Annotated in this window: 24 protein-coding genes; all 24 read left to right on the top strand. The window is 34.1% G+C overall.

Annotated elements, in window-relative coordinates; translation table 11 throughout:
* Window positions 1–119 precede the first annotated feature (119 nt).
* Window positions 120–1,148, top strand: coding sequence for a type II glyceraldehyde-3-phosphate dehydrogenase (locus CLMAG_RS25845; protein WP_066629653.1), 1,029 nt, complete (start codon window positions 120–122; stop codon window positions 1,146–1,148).
* A complete protein-coding gene (locus CLMAG_RS25840) occupies window positions 1,133–2,389 on the top strand; it encodes a phosphoglycerate kinase (RefSeq protein ID WP_066629650.1) in 1,257 nt (418 codons plus the stop codon). The genes CLMAG_RS25845 and CLMAG_RS25840 overlap by 16 nt, the downstream gene beginning before the upstream one ends.
* Window positions 2,390–2,562: 173 nt before the next feature.
* Complete coding sequence (larAH6, locus tag CLMAG_RS25835) at window positions 2,563–3,807, top strand: nickel-dependent malate racemase, LarAH6 family (protein ID WP_066629648.1); 1,245 nt, start codon at window positions 2,563–2,565, stop codon at window positions 3,805–3,807.
* A gap of 217 nt (window positions 3,808–4,024) precedes the next feature.
* Window positions 4,025–4,975, top strand: a complete 951-nt coding sequence (locus tag CLMAG_RS25830) for a 3-hydroxyacyl-CoA dehydrogenase family protein (RefSeq protein ID WP_066629646.1) — start codon at window positions 4,025–4,027, stop codon at window positions 4,973–4,975.
* Window positions 4,976–5,101: 126 nt separating this feature from the next.
* Complete coding sequence (moaC, locus tag CLMAG_RS25825; protein ID WP_066629639.1) at window positions 5,102–5,572, top strand: cyclic pyranopterin monophosphate synthase MoaC; 471 nt, start codon at window positions 5,102–5,104, stop codon at window positions 5,570–5,572.
* A 79-nt stretch (window positions 5,573–5,651) separates the two neighbouring features.
* The gene (locus CLMAG_RS25820) at window positions 5,652–6,332 is read left to right on the top strand and encodes a GntR family transcriptional regulator (RefSeq protein WP_073393576.1); all 681 of its coding nucleotides are present in this window, start codon (window positions 5,652–5,654) and stop codon (window positions 6,330–6,332) included.
* 132 nt (window positions 6,333–6,464) lie between these two features.
* Window positions 6,465–6,959: a MogA/MoaB family molybdenum cofactor biosynthesis protein gene (locus CLMAG_RS25815; protein WP_066629635.1), complete on the top strand. Its 495-nt coding sequence runs from the start codon at window positions 6,465–6,467 to the stop codon at window positions 6,957–6,959.
* A gap of 369 nt (window positions 6,960–7,328) precedes the next feature.
* On the top strand, window positions 7,329–9,695 hold the full coding sequence (locus CLMAG_RS25810; RefSeq protein WP_066629632.1) for a xanthine dehydrogenase family protein molybdopterin-binding subunit: 2,367 nt from the start codon (window positions 7,329–7,331) through the stop codon (window positions 9,693–9,695).
* Window positions 9,695–10,207 carry a (2Fe-2S)-binding protein gene (locus CLMAG_RS25805; RefSeq protein ID WP_066629629.1) on the top strand — a complete coding sequence of 171 codons (513 nt, stop codon included), beginning with the start codon at window positions 9,695–9,697 and terminating at the stop codon, window positions 10,205–10,207. Before CLMAG_RS25810 ends, CLMAG_RS25805 begins: the two co-directional genes overlap by 1 nt.
* 3 nt (window positions 10,208–10,210) lie before the next feature.
* On the top strand, window positions 10,211–11,089 hold the full coding sequence (locus CLMAG_RS25800; protein ID WP_066629627.1) for an FAD binding domain-containing protein: 879 nt from the start codon (window positions 10,211–10,213) through the stop codon (window positions 11,087–11,089).
* A 77-nt stretch (window positions 11,090–11,166) separates the two neighbouring features.
* A complete protein-coding gene (locus CLMAG_RS25795; RefSeq protein WP_066629625.1) occupies window positions 11,167–11,529 on the top strand; it encodes a transketolase C-terminal domain-containing protein in 363 nt (120 codons plus the stop codon).
* 34 nt (window positions 11,530–11,563) lie between these two features.
* The gene (locus tag CLMAG_RS25790) at window positions 11,564–12,688 is read left to right on the top strand and encodes a DVU_1551 family NTP transferase (RefSeq protein WP_066629622.1); all 1,125 of its coding nucleotides are present in this window, start codon (window positions 11,564–11,566) and stop codon (window positions 12,686–12,688) included.
* Window positions 12,666–13,688, top strand: coding sequence for a molybdopterin-binding protein (locus CLMAG_RS25785; protein ID WP_066629619.1), 1,023 nt, complete (start codon window positions 12,666–12,668; stop codon window positions 13,686–13,688). Before CLMAG_RS25790 ends, CLMAG_RS25785 begins: the two co-directional genes overlap by 23 nt.
* Before the next feature lie 20 nt (window positions 13,689–13,708).
* On the top strand, window positions 13,709–14,659 hold the full coding sequence (moaA, locus tag CLMAG_RS25780) for a GTP 3',8-cyclase MoaA (RefSeq protein ID WP_066629611.1): 951 nt from the start codon (window positions 13,709–13,711) through the stop codon (window positions 14,657–14,659).
* A 32-nt stretch (window positions 14,660–14,691) separates the two neighbouring features.
* Entirely contained in the window at window positions 14,692–15,123 is a 432-nt protein-coding gene (locus tag CLMAG_RS25775; RefSeq protein ID WP_066629609.1) for an MOSC domain-containing protein, read from the top strand.
* An 88-nt stretch (window positions 15,124–15,211) separates the two neighbouring features.
* Window positions 15,212–15,967, top strand: coding sequence for a sulfite exporter TauE/SafE family protein (locus tag CLMAG_RS25770; RefSeq protein ID WP_066629606.1), 756 nt, complete (start codon window positions 15,212–15,214; stop codon window positions 15,965–15,967).
* A 105-nt stretch (window positions 15,968–16,072) separates the two neighbouring features.
* Window positions 16,073–16,735, top strand: coding sequence for a GntR family transcriptional regulator (locus tag CLMAG_RS25765; protein WP_066629604.1), 663 nt, complete (start codon window positions 16,073–16,075; stop codon window positions 16,733–16,735).
* Between the two features lie 109 nt (window positions 16,736–16,844).
* Window positions 16,845–17,939 carry an XdhC family protein gene (locus CLMAG_RS25760; RefSeq protein WP_066629601.1) on the top strand — a complete coding sequence of 365 codons (1,095 nt, stop codon included), beginning with the start codon at window positions 16,845–16,847 and terminating at the stop codon, window positions 17,937–17,939.
* Between the two features lie 82 nt (window positions 17,940–18,021).
* Window positions 18,022–18,309 (top strand): putative quinol monooxygenase, encoded by a 288-nt coding sequence (locus CLMAG_RS25755; RefSeq protein WP_066629597.1) that lies wholly within the window; start codon window positions 18,022–18,024, stop codon window positions 18,307–18,309.
* 140 nt (window positions 18,310–18,449) lie between these two features.
* The gene (locus CLMAG_RS25750) at window positions 18,450–19,013 is read left to right on the top strand and encodes an RNA polymerase sigma factor (RefSeq protein ID WP_242873140.1); all 564 of its coding nucleotides are present in this window, start codon (window positions 18,450–18,452) and stop codon (window positions 19,011–19,013) included.
* Between the two features lie 39 nt (window positions 19,014–19,052).
* Window positions 19,053–19,217: a YvrJ family protein gene (locus CLMAG_RS25745; protein ID WP_066629594.1), complete on the top strand. Its 165-nt coding sequence runs from the start codon at window positions 19,053–19,055 to the stop codon at window positions 19,215–19,217.
* An 81-nt stretch (window positions 19,218–19,298) separates the two neighbouring features.
* Window positions 19,299–19,523, top strand: coding sequence for a DUF1659 domain-containing protein (locus tag CLMAG_RS25740; protein WP_066629591.1), 225 nt, complete (start codon window positions 19,299–19,301; stop codon window positions 19,521–19,523).
* Window positions 19,524–19,570: 47 nt separating this feature from the next.
* Window positions 19,571–19,813, top strand: coding sequence for a DUF2922 domain-containing protein (locus CLMAG_RS25735; RefSeq protein ID WP_066629588.1), 243 nt, complete (start codon window positions 19,571–19,573; stop codon window positions 19,811–19,813).
* Between the two features lie 53 nt (window positions 19,814–19,866).
* On the top strand, window positions 19,867–20,547 hold the full coding sequence (locus tag CLMAG_RS25730; RefSeq protein WP_066629581.1) for a peptidoglycan recognition protein family protein: 681 nt from the start codon (window positions 19,867–19,869) through the stop codon (window positions 20,545–20,547).
* Window positions 20,548–20,829 lie beyond the last annotated feature (282 nt).

Raw genomic sequence — 20,829 nt, 5'->3', positions numbered from 1 at the left:
TAAATTATATAAAAATTGTTAGGAGGTTAAAGTCCTAAATGGACTTTAACGGGTAATTTGTGAGCGGGAGCGAACGGGTTAAATTACCCCGTGTTTCCGACTAAAAGGAGGAATTTTTTATGATAAAAGTAGGAGTTGCAGGATATGGAGTTATAGGTCAAAGATTGGCAGATGGCGTTGCTGCACAAAAAGACATGGAACTTGTAGGAGTTGCAGATGTTGCACCTACCCTTTCAGTAAGAGCATTAAAAGAGAAAGGAATGCCTTATGACTTATATAATTCATTACCAGATAACCAAAAATTATTTGATGAAGCTGGTATACCAATAAGTGGAACACTTGAAGATTTAGTTCAAAGAGTAGATATAATGCTTGATGCAAGCCCTGGTGGAATAGGAGCAAAGAATAAAGCAATCTATGAAAAATATAATAAAAAAGCAATATTCCAAGGAGGAGAAAGTAACAGTGTTGCTGATGTATTCTTCCATGGTTATGCAAATTATGAAAAAGGTGTTGGACATCAATTTTTAAAATTAACATCCTGTAATACTACTGGTTTAATAAGAGCAGTTGACTGCCTAGATAGAGAAGTTGGCATAGAAAAGGTTGCAATTACAATCATAAGACGTGTTGCTGATCCAGGTGATTACCATAGAGGGCTTACAAATGCATTACAAGTTGACAAGGCACCGAGCCATCAAGCGCTAGATCTTATGACAATAATGCCACATGTAGATGCAACTGGAATACTAGTTCATACACCAGTAACTCATGGACATATAATTACTGTTTTAGCTACACCTAAAAAAGACATATCAAAAGAACAATTGATAGAATTGTTCAGTAAGCACCCAAGAATAAGAGTTGTAAAACTTGCTGATGGATTCCAAGGAAATGCTTCTTTATTTAGATATGCAAGAGACCTTGGAAATCCAAGAGGAGATATGTATGAAATAGCATTATTTGAAGAGTCTATTGTTAAATCCGGTAAGGATATAATGTTTGCAATAAATATTCCACAAGAAGCTGTAGTTATACCTGAAAATATGGATGCTATAAGGGCAGCGATGGAAATGCAAACAGACAGACTTGAAGGTGTTGCAGAGACAAATAAGTATTTGGGGTTGGGAAAATGGATACAAAAATAGGAATCAAATCAATTGAAGAGTTCAATTATAAAGGAAAAACTGTTCTTTTAAGATTAGATATAAATTCACCTATAGACCCAGAGACTAAAAAAATAGTTAGTGAAAATAGAATTAAAAAGAGCCTTCCTACACTAAACTATCTTATAGATCAAGGCGCTAAAATAGCAATAATAGCACATCAAGGAGATACTTTAGATTATCAAAATTTAATACCAATGGAAGAGCATGCAGAAAAATTATCTAAACATCTAGGTAGAGAAGTTAGATATATAGATGATGTTTGCGGGCCAGCGGCTATCGAGGAAGTAAATAAACTAAAAGAAGGACAACTTATTTTCCTTGGAAATTTAAGATATCTTACAGAAGAAATATCCACTTTCGAAGATGCTGTTAAACTTGAGGCTAAGGATATGTTAAATACCTATCTTGTAAGAAGTTTGGCACCAGTTGTAGATTGCTATGTAAATGATGCTTTTGCAGCAGCACATAGAAATGCTCCTTCAATGGTAGCCTTCCAGGAAATACTTCCTACCGCAGCAGGACTTTTAATGTTTAAAGAATTAAGCGCACTTACAAAGGTTATGAAAACACCAGACAAGCCTTCTGTATTTGTACTGGGAGGATTAAAGATATCTGATGCTTTTGGCATGATGAAACAGGTTCTTGAAAACGGAAGTGCTGATAAAATACTATGTTCAGGTATAACAGGACATATAATGCTGATAGCTAAAGGATATAATCTTGGACAAACAAATTTAAAGTTTATTAAAGATAGAAATCTTGATGTATTTGTAAAGCCAGCTAAGGAGTACTTGGATAAATATGGGGATAAGATAATATGCCCTATAGACCTTGCTTATGAAGAAGATGGTGAAAGAAAAGAGATAGGTATAGAAGCCCTTCCAACTGATAAAATGTGTATGGATATAGGTCACAAAACTATAGAAGTATTACAGACAGAGATAGCAAAGGCAGGTACTATATTTGTAAATGGACCTGCAGGTGTATATGAAAGTAAAATCTTTGAAGATGGGACTAAAGCTATATGGAATGCTATTGCAGAAGCTAAGGGTTATTCTGTAATTGGTGGAGGAGACACTGTAAGTGCAGCTCAACGTTTCATAGATACAGATAAAATAAATTATGTATGTACCGCTGGTGGTGCTATGGTAAGATTTTTATCTGGAGTAGAGATGCCTTTAATAAAGGCTATGAAAAATGCTTTTAATAAGACTCTGTAAACTATAAAAAGTATTTGAAAATAAAAGGTTACATTTTGAAGTTATTTACAGATAACTTCAAAGTGTATTTTTTTAGCAAATATTAAGCCTTATTAGATAAAATGATGCTATTTTTGTACTTAAATTGTAACTATTTAACCTAATATTTATCTTAATAGAAGGGAGATTATTAGATGAATTATAATTTAGGATTTGCCAAAGGAAAGATGGAGCTAAATATAGATGAAAAGAATATTTTAGATGTATTGGTTCCTAACGAAGTAAAAATAGAACTTACAGGGGAAGCAGAAGTTAAAAGAGCGCTAGAAAATCCTATAGGATCAGCTAGATTAAAAAATATAGTACAAGCTGGAGAGAATGTTGTAATAGTAACAAGCGATATAACTAGACCTATGCCAAGCAAGGTGGTTTTACCTTCAGTTATAGAGGAATTAAATGAGGCTGGAGTGAAGGATGAAGATATAACTATAGTACTTGCATTAGGAAGCCATAGAGCTCATACAGAAGATGAAAAGAAATATTTAGTAGGAGAAAAGATTTATAACAGGATAAAATGTATAGATAGTAATTCTACAGAGTATATTCATTTAGGGGTTACAAGTAATGGCACTCCAGTGGATATAAATAAAGTTGTGGCTGAAGCAGATAAGAGAATATGTTTAGGCAATATTGAATATCATTACTTTGCTGGTTATAGTGGAGGGGCCAAAGCTATAATGCCTGGTGTCTCTACAAGAGCTGCGATACAAGCTAACCATAGTAGAATGGTGGAGGAAGAAGCAAAAGCAGGCAATATAGATACCAACCCGGTAAGATTAGATATAGAAGCGGTAGAAAAGTTCGTGCCTATCCATTTTATATTAAATGTAGTTTTAGACAGTAAAAAAGAAATAATTAAAGCTGTAGCAGGACATTATATAGAAGCTCATAGAAAAGGTTGTGAGTTTTTAGATAGTTTTTATAAAATAAAAATAAAAGAAAAGGCAGATATTGTTATAACTACCCCAGGAGGATACCCTAAAGATTTAAATTTATATCAGGCACAAAAAGCATTGGATAATTCTAAGCATGCAGTAAAGGATGGAGGTATAATAATACTTTTAGCTTCATGTAAGGAAGGCTTAGGAGAAAAAGAATTTGAAAAATGGATGACTGGTACAGAGAAATCAGAAACTATGATTGAAGACATAAAGAAAAACTTTGTGCTTGGTGGACATAAGGCAGCAGCAATTGCTATGGTATTGAAAAAGGCTAAGATATATCTTGTTTCAGAGTTAGAAGATGATTTTGTTAGAAGTATATTTATGGAACCTTTTGAGAATGTTCAGCTTGCATTAGAATCAGCTTTAAAGGAATTGGGAGAAGATTCAAAAGTAATAATAATGCCTTACGGAGGATCTACATTGCCTCAAGTATAACTGAAAAAATCCTATTATAATATTATATAAATATGAATGAATTTTTATTAAGTTTGCTTTAAATAGAATAGAACTAAAAAAATTGACAATCGATTATATATAAAATATAATAGATAATAAAAGATTATCTGATTTTTTATTAAGAGTAGAGTAATGGATTTTAATTACGGATATGAGATTTTTAGAGATTAAATTAACTTATTAGGGGGATGAATTTATGAAGTTAGATAACGTAAACCATATAGCGATTATCGGTACAGGTATGATTGGTGCCAGCATGGCAGTGCTTTTTACTGGCAATGGCTACAAGACAACAATGTATGCTATTAATGACGCAGAAATTGCTAAAGGAAAAGCTAGCTACGACACTTATTATAAGGATTTAATTGAAAAGAAATTGGTAACACCGGGACAAGCAGTAAAATGTGCCGAGTTACTGAATTTTACACAAAAATATGAAGATCTTGCAGACGCTGATTTTATATTTGAATGTGTTGTTGAACGTCTCAATGTTAAGCATGCTGTATATAAGGAGATAGAGAAGCATTGCAAGAACTTCAAGGCTATTGCTTCCTCTACATCTGCAATTTCTGTTGATAATTTAGCTGAGGGATTAATACAAAAGGATAAGCTTTCAGTTGCACATCCTTGGAATCCGCCTCATCTTGTTCCTTGTGTTGAGGTTGTAAAGGGCAAACAGACAAGTGATGAAAGTATTAAATTTACTAAAGAAGTATTGGAATCAGTTGGACGTCAAGTATCACTGATGATGAAAGATGCGCCAGGTTTTATAGGGAACCGTCTACAGCATGCTCTTTATAGGGAAGCTGTTTATATGGTAGAACAAGGGATTGCAACACCTGAGGATATAGACAAGACATTAAAATATAGTTTTATTCCTCGTTATACATCTATAGGATTATTTGAGCATTTTGATTATGCAGGGCTGGACATGATTGTAAGTATAGATGACTACCTTTTTCCAACACTCTCAAATGCTGATAAAACACCAGATTATATAAGAAATCTCCATGATTCTGGTAATTTAGGCTTTAAAACAGGTAAGGGTGTTTATGACTGGAGTAAAAAAGATATAGAAGAATTCAGACATTGTGCCAGTGAGCCGTATATTAGATTTTTCAATTGGAGTCTGCCTGAAGATAAATAAATTAAGACTACGCCGCATCTTTGTATTTTGATGCGGCTATATCATTATGTAGGTCTTGGGTGCATTACAAAGATTACTAATTAAACATTTTATATTATAAAGAGAATAAGAAAGGGAATAAATGAAATGGAACTTACACATTTAAATGAAAAAGGCAATGCCAGAATGGTGGACGTTGGAGAGAAGCAGGATACAAAAAGGGAAGCAACAGCACAGGCTGTAGTTACAATGAAAGAGGAAACACTATCATTAATTATTTCAGGAAAAGTGAAGAAGGGAGATGTATTTTCCTGTGCAAGAATTGCTGGAATAATGGCTGCTAAAAAGACTTATGAACTAATACCGATGTGCCATTCATTGCCGATTTCGGGCATAGAACTGGAGCTTTTACCTGAACCTCCTAATAAGGTGAGAATTCTAGCGACAGCAAAGTGTGTTTATCGAACTGGTATTGAGATGGAAGTACTAACAGCTGCATCTGTTGCTGCACTTACAGTATATGATATGTGCAAGGCAGTAGATAAGGGCATGGAAATAGGAGATATTGTATTGTTGAAGAAGACTGGTGGAAAATCAGGCGATTTTGTTCGAAAATAATCGATTAAATAAAACTTTATTTGCCAGGATGACAAGATTTGATATAATAGTAGATATAACACAGCAAGGAGGAACAGTGATGCTTGAAAAAAATGAAAAAAGGCCACTCAGAAGTCGTACTTTATTTCGAGAAGAAATTCGAGATCGTATTATAGACGCAATTTTATCAAATGAATTAAAGCCTGGTGAACGTATTGTTGAAACACGTTTAGCAAAGGAACTTGGGGTTTCACAATCTCCAGTAAGAGAAGCAATCCGTGAGTTGGAGATGATTGGACTTGTTGAAACTCGACCATTTCAGGGTTCATATGTTAGAGAAATAACACTGAAAGATGTAATGGATTCAGAGAGGGTGCGATTAGCACTTGAAAAATTAGCCATAAAAGATACAGTTGAAATTATTAATGATGAGCAGATTGAGGAATTGAAGAAAATTTTAATTGAAATGGAAGAAGCTGCGAAAAACAAAGAGATTGATTTATTTGTAAGAAATGATGTATTATTTCACAAGAAGATAGTTGAAATTCCTAATAATCAAACACTTTTTCGATTGTGGGATCAATGTCACATCAAAGATTGGACATTTATTTTTACAAAGCTGACATACAAAGATCTGGATTTTTTAGCGCTTCGACATGAAGATATATATAATGCTTTAAAGTCAAGAGACAAGAAAAAGGCTGTGGATTCAATTATTAATCATCATGACGGATTAGTGGAAATGTTTAAGACTGCAAAAAATGATGGTAGTAGCTATTAAAAAATGAAAGTATAAGATTAGTGGAAGCACCACCATAAAGTTTACTATAAATTTTTTGATGATAGTTCAGGCTGTTCTTTTTGGTTTTACTATAATAATAACGAAATAGTTTTAAGGCTGGAGGTGTGTACATTGATAAGAAGTGCTATTTTAACAATGAGTGATAAAGGATCTAGAGGGGAAAGAACCGATGAAACCGGTCCTGCCCTTAAGATGTTTTTAGAGAAACATGGGTATAAGATTGAGTATTATAAAATTATAGCTGATGATGAAGAATTGATATGCAAGGAGCTTATTTCCTTGTGTGATGATTTAAAAGTTGATTTAATAATTACAAATGGGGGGACTGGATTCTCTAAAAGAGATGTTACACCAGAAGCTACTAGAAAAGTAATTGACAAATATGTGCCAGGCATTGGAGAAGCAATGAGAATGAAATCAATGCAAATTACTATGAAAGCAATTCTTTCAAGAGGCATTGCAGGAATAAGAAAAGATACATTGATAATTAATTTACCGGGCAGTCCTAAGGGAGCTTTAGAGAATCTTCAGTTTATTATAGATGCTTTGCCCCACGGAATTGATATTTTAAAAGGCGCAGCATCGGAATGTGCAGAACAGCAATAAGAAGAAAGTCATTTTCTATTTGAAAATGGCTTTTTTTATGTTTATTTTTGTAATAGGAGAATTGAATAGAAAAAAGTATCAACAAACATTATGATTAGTTAATTATTTTTTTTTGAAATCGATTAAATAAAATTGATTAAAGATTGTTGACAATTCCACAAAATATGATATTATAATATTAAACATAATCGATTATAAATTAAATATAAAAGATTATGTTTAAATCTAAATAGATATAATAGCAGCAGTGGAACAACTTGGTGAGAGGTTAATATTAATAGGGTAATTACTTTTGGTAGACTGTAATTCAACAAAACGTCCAGTCTATCTAGAGTAAATATAAAATAATGATTATGGGGGTTTTCATTAATGACGAATTACGTTGGAAAAGCAGAGAAAAGAACTGATGCCTATGAAAAGGTTACCGGGAAAGCTGTATATGCAACTGATGTTGCTACTCAAGCTAAAAATGCTGTTTACATGCATGCATTAACAAGTCCATATGCACATGCAAAAATTACAAAATTAGATTTAAGTAAAGCAGAAAAAGCACCAGGAGTAGTTGGAATAATTACAGGTGATGAACCAGGTGCTAATTGGGAACTGTTTCCTAAAGATGCAGTGCTAGCTCAAAATAATGAAGTAATATGGGCAGGACAAATTATTGCGCTTGTTGCAGCAGAAACTTTAGAACAGGCAAAAGACGCAATTGAGTTAATAGACATAGAATATGAAGTGCTACCACATGTTCTAACTTATTGGGATGCTATAAAATCAGATACACCATCTGTTATTGACCCAATGTTTGGAAAAAGAAACACTGCATCAGATAGACCGATGGATCAAATAAAAGATAGAAAATCACCGAATGTTGTTGGAGCATTTAAGCTTGATACAGGTAACGTAGATGAAGCTATGAAAATAGCAGATGTTATTGTTGAAAGAGATTTTTATACTGGTAAGAAAACTGCCAGCCAATTAGAAACTCCTTTAGCAGTTTGTGAATATGATCCTTATGGAAAATTAACAATAAGATCAAATGGTATGGGTATTCACGGTGTTGTAAAAATGTCGCTTTCTAAAATGATAGGTGTACCAGAAAATAAACTGAGAGTTTTAGCTCCTACTAGTGGAGCAAGTTTTGGAAGCCGTTTGGCTCCTATCATGGAAGTATTAGTTGCAATGATGGCTAGGAAAGTTAAAAGAACTGTAGTTTACAGATTGACAAGAGAGCAGCAGTTTACTACAGCTCCATCTAACTGGCCTGTTATTTCAAAGATTAAGCTTGGTGCTAAAAAAGATGGAACAATCGTTGCCCTGGACTTTTATGTTGGTGAAGAGATTGGTGCAGCAATAAATAACAGTTACTTTACTGGACGTATGGCAGCATCCGGTGCAAATCCTGTTTACAATTGGGGTGAAGCAAGAATTGATGCAGAGGCAGTTACTACAAATACAGTACCAGCTGCTGAGTATAGAGGCTTAGGTGTTCCAGAATCAGAGTTCGCTATTGAATGTGCAATAAGTGAGTTAGCAGATAAGTTAGGAATGAGTCAAGTAGAAATCAGACAGAAAAACTTCATCAAAAGAGATGAAAGAGACTGCGTAGGAGAAATTGTAACAAGTACTGGTATTAGCAAATGTCTTGATGCTGTTGCTGAATCAATAAAAGTAGATGAACCAAGTGTTCAGGATGGAACTGTTTGGAAAAAGGGAAAAGGTGTAGCAGCAGGTGGAAAACAAAATACACCACTCGGACGTGCTGAAGCCAAAATTAATTTTAACAGTGATGGAACAGTTACTTTACTACTAAGCAGTGATGAAAATGGTATGGGTGCTACTACAGCTCTAAAACAAATGGCTGCAGAAATATTAAAAATGGATATAGAAAACATAGAAGTTTTAGCTAGAGATACTGATGTAACTCCTTATGACAACTATGGAGCATCAAGCAGAACAACATATACTACAGGAAATGCTGTAAAGGCTGCTGCTTTAGATTTAATACAAAATTTAAGAGAAGCAGTTGGAAGAGAAATAGGCGTTCACTGGATGAACGTTGAAATAGAAGGAACAAAGGCAATTATAAAAGGATATCAAAAGAAAGAAATTGAGATTGCAAGCCTATTTAGACCAATAAACTTTTTCGAACAAGGTAACTACGGTATGATGAAAGGTACTCCAGTAGTAGGATACGGCGTATATTGCCCAGCTCCAGTTCTACAATGGGGTGAAGACGGCAGATGTGACAGACAATGGAACTGGTATCAATTCGCTGCAACTGCTGTTGAAGTTGCAGTAAATGAAGAAACAGGACAAGTTAAAGTTCTTAAATATGCATGTGCTGCTGACACAGGAAACCCAATCAATCCCAAACTAGTAGAAGGACAGATTGAAGGCGGAGTAATGATGGCAATTGGTTTCGCTGTCACTGAAAATCATTATTATGACAATAACGGAAAGATATGGAATGCAAATCTTGGAGATTACAGAATTCCAACAATACTTGACGTTCCAAAAGCTGATGACACTTATTCACATATTTGTCCAGATTCACTACCTGACGGACCATGGGGTGCAAAGGGTATGGCAGAATCAATTACTATTGCACCAGGACCTGCAATTGCAGAAGCTATTTACCAAGCTGTAGGAGTTAGAGTAGATTCATATCCTATGACAGCAGAAAAAGTTCTTAAGCTTATAAAAGAAAAGAAGGCAAAGGAGGCTGGAAAATAATGAGTATTATTGATAAAAGCTTTGAAAGTATTATTGTTGATTTAGAAGTAAATGGAAAAGAATATACATTACAGGTTCCACCATACAAGACACTATTAGAGGTTTTAAGAGAGGACTTAAACCTTATTGGTACAAAAATGGGATGCGAAGATGGAAACTGTGGAGTTTGTACATTACTTATGGATGGAATGGCAGTAAAGAGCTGTTCAATACTTGCTGCTCAGGCAAACGGCAGAAAAATTACAACAATCGAAGGATTAGAAGGCAAAAATGACTTACATCCATTACAACAATCTTTCATAGACAATTTTGCACTTCAATGTGGATATTGTACTCCAGGGATGATTTTAACAGCAAAGGCTATTTTAGATGAAAATCCAAATGCAACAGAAGACGATATAAGAGAAGGGCTGCATGGAAATATGTGCCGTTGTACAGGATACAAATCAATTGTACGAGCTATCGAAGAAGTACGTGATGGCAAGTATAAAGAAGCTTGCGGGGAGGTATAGGATATGGCTATGTTTAGATTTGAAAGATATTATGAACCAAAGTCTGCTGATGAGTGTGTAGAAATACTTAAGAAATATGGAACTGATGCTAGAATGGTTGCAGGTGGAACTGACTTAGTTCCAAAACTTAAAAATAGAGTTCTTAAGGTTAAAACAGTAATCGGATTACAAAGCGTTCCTGAAATAAAAGGTATAAAGAAGACTACAGATGGAATTGAGATTGGAGCTTTAACAACACTTCGTGTAATCTCAAAATCTGAAGAAGTAAAAGAAAATTGGTTAGCATTAGCAGAAGCTGCTGGACATGTTTCAAGTATGCAGATAAGAAATATGGCAACTATTGGTGGTAATGCATGTAATGCATCTCCAAGTGCAGACGCTGTACAAGGTCTTATAGTTTCAGATGCTATTGTAAATATAGTAGGTGAGAATGGGACAAGAACTGTTCCGGTAATAGATTTCTTTACAGGCGTAGGTAAAACAGTTTTAAAAGAAGGAGAATTTGTTATAAGTTTCACTATTCCAGCTCCAAAGGCAAACACTGGTGCAACTTACCAAAAGTTTGCTATTAGAGGGGATACAGATATAACAATAGTTGGTGCAGGAAGCAGTATAACATTAGATGCTGATGGAAAAGTTGAAAAGGCAATAGTTTCACTGGCAGCAGTTGCACCAACACCAATAAGAGTTGAAGCGGTTGAAAAACTAATCACAGGAAAATTTCTTACAGAGGATCTTATTGAAGAAGCAGGTGAGTTAGCAGCAGATTCATGTAATCCTATAACAGACCAACGTGCTACAAAAGAATACAGAGTTGAAATGGTTAAAGTATGGACTAAGAATGCTCTAAGAGAAGCATTGAAAAGGGCAAAACAGGCATAAGAAAACTTCTGAATATGGAAGAAGATGAAGAACTTTTATAAAGTTCTTCATCTTCTAATACTAACGGAGGGGTTAGAATGTGCGAAATAATTGATAACGGAAAAACTAGAATTGTAAATAATGGTGTAGATATAGCGATATTTGCAGGTAGTGGCACAGTGGCAGATGCGATGAAAGCATCAAGATATATAGTAGTTAAGGGGGTAAGTACAGCAGTTATAGAGGTACTGACTATAGACCTGCTGGATGAAGAAACATTTTTAAACTTTGCAGATAAAACAGGAGCGATGGTTTTTGTAGAGCAGCAAGTATATGAAGCTGCTAAAGAATTATTGGGCAGACAGCAGTCTGTAATTGTAGAGCTGGTTGAAAAACCAACAGTACAGTGTATTATTAACACTGCTTTTGAAGTAGTAAAACGTAAATTAGGAAAACAATAGATATGTATCTATTTATATATAAAGGAGATAGACTATGAGTAATAAAATAACTGCTGGTTTAGTGGTGGCAGCAGGAATGTCTTCTCGTATGAAAGCATTTAAGCCACTAATGAAGCTAGGTGAGAAAACACTTATAGAGTATGTAGTTGATACTTTAAGAGAAGGTGGAGTACAGGAAATTGTTGTTGTAACAGGCAATAGAGCGATGGAAATTGAAAAACAATTAGCCAGTAGAAACATACATTTTATTAGAAATGAAAATTATGCAACTACATCTATGTTTCAGTCAGTAAAACTTGGTCTTAAGTATTTAAACAACCGCTGTGATGAATTTTTCTTTTTACCTGGGGATATACCACTTTTCAAAGTTTCAAGTCTCCGAGCGATGAAGAAAGAAATGTGTGGCAGAAAATGCACAGTAGTACAACCTATGTACAATGGGAAACATGGACATCCTTTATTGTTCTCAGCAGATTGTATAGAATATCTTCTGCTCCATGATGGAACAATGGGGATGAAAGGTGCAATGGAGAGCCTGATTGGTGAAAAGGTTGAATTAATTTTGCCGGATAAAGGAATTCTTATGGATGCAGATACACAAGAGGACTATAAAGTTCTCAACGCTTATTTTTTAAATATGAAAATACCTGAAGAAAAAGTATGTATGGAGATTTTAAGATATTTTAAAGCTGATGAAGGTACTATAGAACACTGCATTGTAGTGGCAGAACTAGCAACAGATATTGCTATTAGACTAAAAAACAAAGGACATACGTTGAATATAGCGCTTGTACGGGCAGGAGCGTTGTTGCATGATGTTGCAAGGAGGCAAAATAACCATGCTGAATGTGGAGCAGAGTGGTTAAGGGAACTTGGGTATTACGAAATAGCTAGGGTTGTGGAAGAACACATGGATTTATCGGAGGAAGCAGTAAAGCTTCTGGATGAAAGGGCAGTGGTGTATTTAGCGGATAAATTGGTTATTGAAAATCAAAGAGTCAGCATAGAGAAGCGTTTTCAGAGAGCAATTAATCGTTTTGGTGAAGATAGTGATGCAATGGATGCAGTAAAAATTCGTATGAGGAATGCGAATGAGATTTTAAAAACTATAGAAGAGAAAATAGGAGGAATAACATATGAAAACTATATCCGTATATGAAGCTGTAGGAACAGTTTTAGCACATGACATGACACAGATAATTCCAGGAGAATATAAAGGAAGCAGGTTTAAAAAGGGTTATGTGGTTCAGGAAGAGGACATAGCTGTATTGCTTCAAATGGGTAAGCAAAATTTATATGTTCTTGATCTTAAAGAGGATGATGTACATGAAGATGAGGCAGCAATGAGGATTGCAAAAGCATCCTCAGGAGAAGGTGTTGAACTTAAAGTTAAAGGTGAAGGTAAGGTAGAGCTAGTCGCAAAATATGATGGATTGCTTCAAATAGATGTAGATAGGCTAATGGAGCTTATTGATCAGGATGATGTGATGTTTGCTAGTCTGCATAGAAACCAGATGGTAAAACAGGGACAGGTGGTAGCAGGAACTAGAATAATACCATTGTATACCTCTAATGAGATTGTTACTACAGCAGAAGCGGTGTGTAAAGATAATCCTATAATTAAAGTAGAGAAACTCAAATCTTTAAAAGTAGGTTTGGTCACTACTGGAAGCGAAATTTATCATGGGAGAATAAAGGATGCATTTGGACCTATTTTAAAGAAGAAGTTTGAAGAATTGGGAAGTGAAATTGTTCATCAGATTATTACAGATGACAATGATGATGTTATTGCTAATTCAATTAAACAATTATTGGATGAAGGTGTAGACTTTGTAGCAGTTACTGGTGGGATGTCAGTTGACCCAGATGACAGAACTCCATCTGGTATTCGTAAGGCAGGAGGAGAAATTGTAACTTATGGTGCACCTGTGCTGCCTGGAGCAATGTTTTTATTGGCATATATAGGAGATGTACCTGTAGTTGGGTTGCCGGGATGTGTTATGTACCACAATGCCAGCATTTTTGAATTAATGGTTCCAAGGATAATTGCAGGACATAAGCCATCAAGGAAGGATATTAAAGCGTTGGCTCACGGAGGCTTATGCAGAAACTGTGAGGTGTGTACTTATCCAAACTGCAGCTTTGGTAAATCATTTTAACAGGAAAGGAGGCATTAAAAATGAAGGATTGTATGGGTCGGGAAATTGAGTATCTTAGATTATCAGTTACAGATAGATGCAACCTTAGATGTGTATATTGTAGAGACGGTTCGGAGCAGTGTAACAAGGAGAAAGAACTGACTGTAGATGACATTGATCGAATTGTAAAAAGTATGGTATCTTTGGGGGTAAACAAGGTTCGTCTTACTGGTGGAGAACCATTGATGCGTCCTGATTTAGAAATGATTGTAAAAAAAATTGCACAAAATGACAGAATAAAGGATTTATGTATGACAACCAATGGACAGGGGCTGTCATACAGAGCAAAAGCGCTAAAAGAAGCAGGGCTTATGAGATTGAATATAAGTGTAGACTCTCTTGATCCTGCGCGTTATAGCCGAATAACCAGAGGCGGTAAAATAGAAGAGGTAATCAGAGGTATAGATGAAGCTATTGCATGTGGACTTTATCCAATAAAGTTAAATGCAGTTATAGTTCGTGGAGAGAATGATGATGAAATCGATGATTTTATAGCTTTAACTAAAGATAGACCAATTGATGTTAGATTTATTGAATTAATGCCTATTGGAAAGTTAGGACAAGATAAGGAGAACAGGGTGCCTAGCAGTGAAATATTAGAATCAAGATCTTATTTGAAAAGAGTTATGCCTCGTTATCCTAGCCAGCCTTCAGAAGATTATAAAGTAGAAGGTTATCAGGGAAGAGTAGGTTTTATTAGTCCAATGTCCCATAAATTTTGTAATATATGCAACAGAATACGACTTACAAGTGATGGTCAAATAAAGCCCTGCCTAGGCAATAATGGAGAGGTATCTTTAAAAAATGCTCTACTGATGGGCGATGAGATGCTAGGAGCAGTTATAAGAAAAGCAATTTTTAATAAGCCAGAAGGACATAACTTTGATAAAAAATTTACCTCTGATCGTGTTATGAGCCGTATAGGTGGTTAAATGCATTAAATAAAAGAATCGGGAGGAAAGATATGGCGAAAATTACAGCAGTTAATATAAGTACAGTAAGAGGTATTATAAAAACACCTATTGATGAAGGAAAACTTGTAGTGAATTTTGGCATAGAGGGTGATGCTCATGGTGGTGATTGGCACAGGCAAATCAGTTTGCTAGCACAGGAGAGTATTGATAAAATGACAGCCATGGGGGTGGAAGGACTAGACCCTGGCAAATTTGCAGAAAACATCACTACAACAGGTATAGAGCTACATACGCTACCTGTAGGCACAAAATTGAAATTAGGCGAATGTTTAACTGAACTAACTCAGATTGGAAAGAAGTGTCACCATCACTGTGAAATTTATAAAAGAATCGGTACATGCATTATGCCGCATGAAGGTATTTTTGTAAAGGTATTAGAGGGTGGTATTGTTAAGGCAAATGATGAAATTAAAGTAGTATAGAAACATAAAAAGGAGACAGATATAAACTACTACAAAACGGATTTCTATCTATGTATATAAATTTTATTAAAATGAGGTGAGGAATAGAATGGAAGTTCTCAGTACATTTAATTTATCAATGTGGCAATGGTCTTGGATGATAGTATGCGCTCTGTTAGTTGGTTTCTCAAAGAGCGGAATTAGTGGGTTCCTAATACCAGTCATACCTATTGTTGCTGCTATTTTCGGAGCCAAGTTATCTACAGGTATCATTTTACCCGTACTAATAGTTGGAGATGTTTTTGCAATTTACTATTATAAACAGCATGCAGATTGGAATAAGATAAAAAAACTTCTTCCGTGGACTTTAGTAGGACTAATATCTGGTGTTATAGTAGGAAATTATATTAATGATACACAATTTAAGATTTTTATAGCTATTTGTGTTTTAGTATGCCTTATTATTTTGATATATACAGAAAAAAAAGGAGAAAAACTTAATGTTCCCAGTAGTATATGGTTCTATGCTTTAATGGGGATACTTTCTGGCTTTGCATCTATGATAGGTAATGCTGCAGGTGCTTTATTCAATATCTATCTGTTAGCTATGCGTTTTGAGAAAAATGATTTTATAGGAACAACTGCCTGGTTTTTTTTTATCGTAAATATATCCAAAGTACCTTTGCAGATATTATTTTGGCATAATATTTCATTTGATACTATTTTCCTTACTACTCTTATGATTCCTGCAGTTGCAGCTGGGGCAATGCTAGGAGTTTTAGTAGTTAAGAAGATTAATGAAAAATATTTTAGAATTCTTATTAATATAATGACAGTTATAGGATCAATAAAATTGTTAATATAAGTTTAGAGTTCCGTTATTTTGGAGTTCTAGAAGGTTGAGTAATAAGGTGTATTACATATAAATTAATTATATAGTATACACCTTATTAAGAATTAAGGAGGAATAATGGATCTAATTAAAAAATCTACATTAAGAGAAAATGTAACTAACAGTATAAGAAGAGCAATCGTTAATAATAAAATAGAGCCTGGTGCAAGAATTATAGAGACCAAAATAGCAAAAAAGTTAGGAGTTTCTCAATCACCAGTAAGAGAAGCATTGAGGGAACTTGAGCTTATGGGACTTGTAGAAAATAAACCATATCAGGGGTGTTTTGTAAAAACACTTACTAGAAAAGACATAAAGGATGCATACAAATTAAGAGCTTATCTGGAAATGCTTGCTGTTCGTGAGGCAGCTGAAAACATAACAGAGAATGATTTGAAAAATATGGATAGCCTTATAAAGCAGATGAAGTTATTTGCCCAAAGTGGATTTAAGGAAGAGTTCATTGAAATGGATATAGATTTTCATAAGTTAATTATACATGTGGCTAATAATCACTTACTGGAAAAAACGTGGAACATGGTCAATCTTGGACAATGGACATTTATTACAGCAAAAATTTCTGGAAAAAACCTCACTGAATTAGCAAGCAGACATGAATCGATATTTGAAAGCTTAAAAGAAGGAAATGGAGAAAAAGCTTCTCAGTATATGAAAAATCATATTGAAGAATTAAGTGAAGAATTAAGTGAAGAAATCCTTACGAAATTTGAGGATGATTAAAAGTGGGTACAGGTAGTTGATTTAAATTCTAGATATGAAGTATTGCTTTTAGTTCTATATAAGGTATAACTATAATTTATTAGATTTTTTAAACTATATATGAAAAGGAATGGTTAATGTGGAGGGAAATATTTATAAAAAGTTATTAGAGGAATTAGAGTTAGGTAATAAAGCAGTAATGATTACAGTTATGGACGATAAAGAATGTGGAGAAAAAAATTGTAATAGAAAAATTCTTTATACGGAAGATAACATTGCTAATAGTTGCATATCTGATTTAAATAAAGTAGTTTACGAAAAAGCTAAACAGTCTTTAGAAACAGGAAATCTTGAGTTTGTTCAAGTGAATGAAACTGAATCATATTTGATTGAACCATATTTTCCAGAGCCTAGGCTAATAGTTTTTGGTGGAGGGCATATTGCAAAGCCCTTAGTTGAGTTTGGTGCCAGAGCAGGATTTTTAGTCACAGTTATTGATGATAGGCCTTCTTTTGCTAATACTGCAAGATTTCCTGGTGCTGAGAAAGTAATCTGCGAAAGCTTCGATAAGTGTTTTGATTTAATTAATTTAAATAGATCAACATTTGTGGTTATTGTAACTAGAGGCCACAGACATGACATGGAGTGTCTTAGAGAAGTATTAAAGCATGATACAGCCTATGTTGGAATGATTGGTTCAAAACGAAGAGTTAAAGGCGCAATGGAACAACTAGTTAATGAAGGATACTCTAAGAAAAAGTTGGACAAAGTCAATGCTCCTATAGGCATTGAAATTGGGGCAGTTACTCCAGATGAGATAGCTTTCTCTATCATAGCTCAGGTTATTAAATATAGAAGATTGGCTGATGGCAAAGAAGAGAAGAAAATACTTTCCAAAGTAAATTGGCCTGAAATTGATAGAGATGTATTAATGGAATTGTGTGAAGAAGATAGTTTACCAAAAGCGATTATTACAATTATTTCTACTAAGGGTTCTGTACCAAGGAAAGCTGGGGCTAAAATGCTTGTGTGGTCTAATGGCAAGGTCTCAGGAAGTATTGGCGGAGGATGCAGTGAAGGAGAGGTAATAGTTAAATCTAGGTATCTCCTTAGGGATAGAGAATACGAAGTTCATAGAGTAGATATGACTGCAGAGGTAGCTGAAGAAGAAGGAATGGTGTGTGGTGGAATCATGGATGTATTTCTCGAACCATTCTGGAATTAAGGTTTTATTTAAATTATCTTTACATGGTTTACAAAATCAACATTTTTGTCTAAAACAAACTAAAATTTAAGGAGTTGGTAAAGTGATACAAATTGTAGCTAAATATAAATTGAAACCAGGTGTAAAGGAAGAATATTTAAGATTATCAAAAGAACTTATTGATGAAACTAGAAAAGAAGAGGGATGTATACATTATTCTATTTATGAGGAAATTAATGACTCTTCAATACTTGCAATGCTTGAAGAGTGGAAAGATGAAGATGCTATAGTATCACATAATAATAGCGATCACATGAAGAGAATTATTCCAGAACTTAAAAAACTTCGAGAAAGTACAGAGATAAATCTCTACAGAGAAATTGATTTTTAGTATATCTATAAGGTAAAAACAAAATGGAACGTAATTTAAGAATTAATGTTAAAATTGATGAGAGATAATTATATTTTTTAATAAAAATCTAGTTACCATTTTGTCAACTATAAATATAACAGCACCTTATTAATTGTATAATGATGGTAAATACAATTAATAAGGTGGTGTTTATCATAGAAGAACTTATTAAAAGAGCTAAAGGCGGAGACAGTACTGCAGTTAACGAAATCATTGAGAAATTTAAATGCTTTATTATTAAACAGGCAGCTAAATACAGGATACCTTCCTATGACTTTGATGATTTAGTTCAGCATGGATATCTTTCTGTAATAAAAGCAGTTAATCTTTATAAGACTGGAAGAGGATCCTTTACTACATACTGTACCAATGCAGTTATAAATAATTTTAAGGCACTTTTAAAAGGTGAAATAAAGCACTTAAGAGAAGTTCAGGATGATACCATAATTGATTTAATGCCCTATGAATTTACTTTAGAAGATGAAGTTATTGCATATGATGAGTCACAAAAGGTTAATAGGGCTTTGGACAAGCTTGAGAGTATAGAAAAAGATATTATTAGACTTGTATATATTGAAGGTAAAAAACTAAAAGAGGCAGCTGCTGATTGTGATATAAATTATAGAAAAGCTATAGAAATTAAAAAAGAAGCATTAAATAAACTGAGAAAATATCTAAAATAGCATATATATTTTTTATAAGGGTAGGGGAGGGTGATATGTATGTATGACCAGCTAGTTAGTTTAATTAGTTCCGTGGGGTTCCCAATAGCAGTTAGTATATATCTACTTATAAGATTTGAAGATAAGATTGGCTTATTAGTTCAATCCTTACAAGGTCTTAGAGAAGATATATCAGCCGTTATAAAAAACCAGGAAAGGAAGTAGGACTAAGTCTTATTTCCTTTTTTACACAAATTTTTAGAAGAGCATATATATAGTTAAAAGGTAAGGAAAGGAGAGGATATCATGGCAGCTGTATCAACTAAGCTTTCATCTGATCTTGTTATTGTAGTACAGACAGGAGTAGATGTACAGGGTAAGGAAGTACTTAAAAAATCAACAATAGGCAAACTATTGTTAACTGCAGCGGACCAAGACATTTTGGATGTGGTGCTGGGAATAGAAAAGGTATTAAACTACTCAGTAAATGAAATCCAAAAAAATGACCACAACGCAATTACTAGTGTATAGTAATTAGACTTTAAAAGCACTATTTAGTAGGAAGGAGGAGAATATAAATGGGACATAAACTTGTTATGAGATTTACCACAGAGGAAGATGGCAAATATTTTTCAATGAGTATAGATAATATTAAGATAGATGAAATAACAGGACAACCTTCTGTTACTGAAGCAGAAGTCAATACCCTTATGGATCTTATAGTTCAAAAGAAGATCTTTGCAACTAGCTATGGCGCAATAGTTGGTAAAAAGGATGCTAAAGTTGTCAGCACAACATCACAAGAATTTACTATTGCCTAGACTTTATAGCCCTGCAGTTTCTGCAGGGTTATTATAATTTTGGAGGTGCTATTTTGAATATTATAAATGCTAATTTGGTCTTTAGGGATGGATTGAATTATGGAAACAATCCTAAAATGATAATACTTCACCATGCAGATGCATCAGTATGCAGTATAGAGGATATACATAAGTGGCATATGGATAATGGATGGTCCGGCTGTGGTTATCATTATTTCGTAAGAAAGAATGGAACTGTATATGTTGGAAGAGATGAAAAAGCTATAGGAGCTCACTGTATAAATTATAATGCAGTTTCTATAGGTATATGTGCAGAGGGAAACTTTAATTGTGAAACTATGGGAGAAGTGCAGTATAATGCGCTGCTGCAGTTAACCCGCTCTAAATTAGGTAAGTATGGAATAAGTAGAATATGTGGTCATTTTGAATTATATTCAACAGATTGTCCGGGGAGTAATTTTCCTTTAGATAGAATAAAGAAGGAAGCAGGAGCAGCGGGAGAAATAAGTTATTCTGGATATTTAATTAAAATGAATTCAGGGGTGTCGGATGAAAATGTAAGGATTATTCAAAGGAAGCTTATAGAGAAGGGGTATGATGTAGGAAGCAGTGGAGCTGATGGATATTTTGGTGAGGGGACTTTGGAGGCAGTTAAGAAGTTTCAGGAGGATATGGGACTTGAGGTTGATGGGGTTGTTGGGGGGAATACCTGGGAGAGGCTTATAGGAAGATAACAGATAGAAAAGTACATATGATTTAGTTATAAAAACTGGTATTACTTAGTGATGCCAGTTTTTTATATATTTATATTTGATGAATAATTGATATGTCAGTTTTACTGGTAAAAAGTTAAATAATATGGAGTATTATGTAATTAGGTGATATAATTTACAATAGGGTATTTGAGTATATTAACATGTGAGAATATATGGAGTTATTATAATTTGATTAAGTTATAAGAAGCATATTAAAAAATTAAAAAGATTTAGCTAATGTTTTCTAATATAAAGGAAAGA

Source organism: Clostridium magnum DSM 2767, assembly GCF_001623875.1.
Classification (GTDB): domain Bacteria; phylum Bacillota; class Clostridia; order Clostridiales; family Clostridiaceae; genus Clostridium_AM; species Clostridium_AM magnum.
Note: the sequence above shows the minus strand (reverse complement) of the source record. Positions and strands in the feature narration are given on the sequence as shown.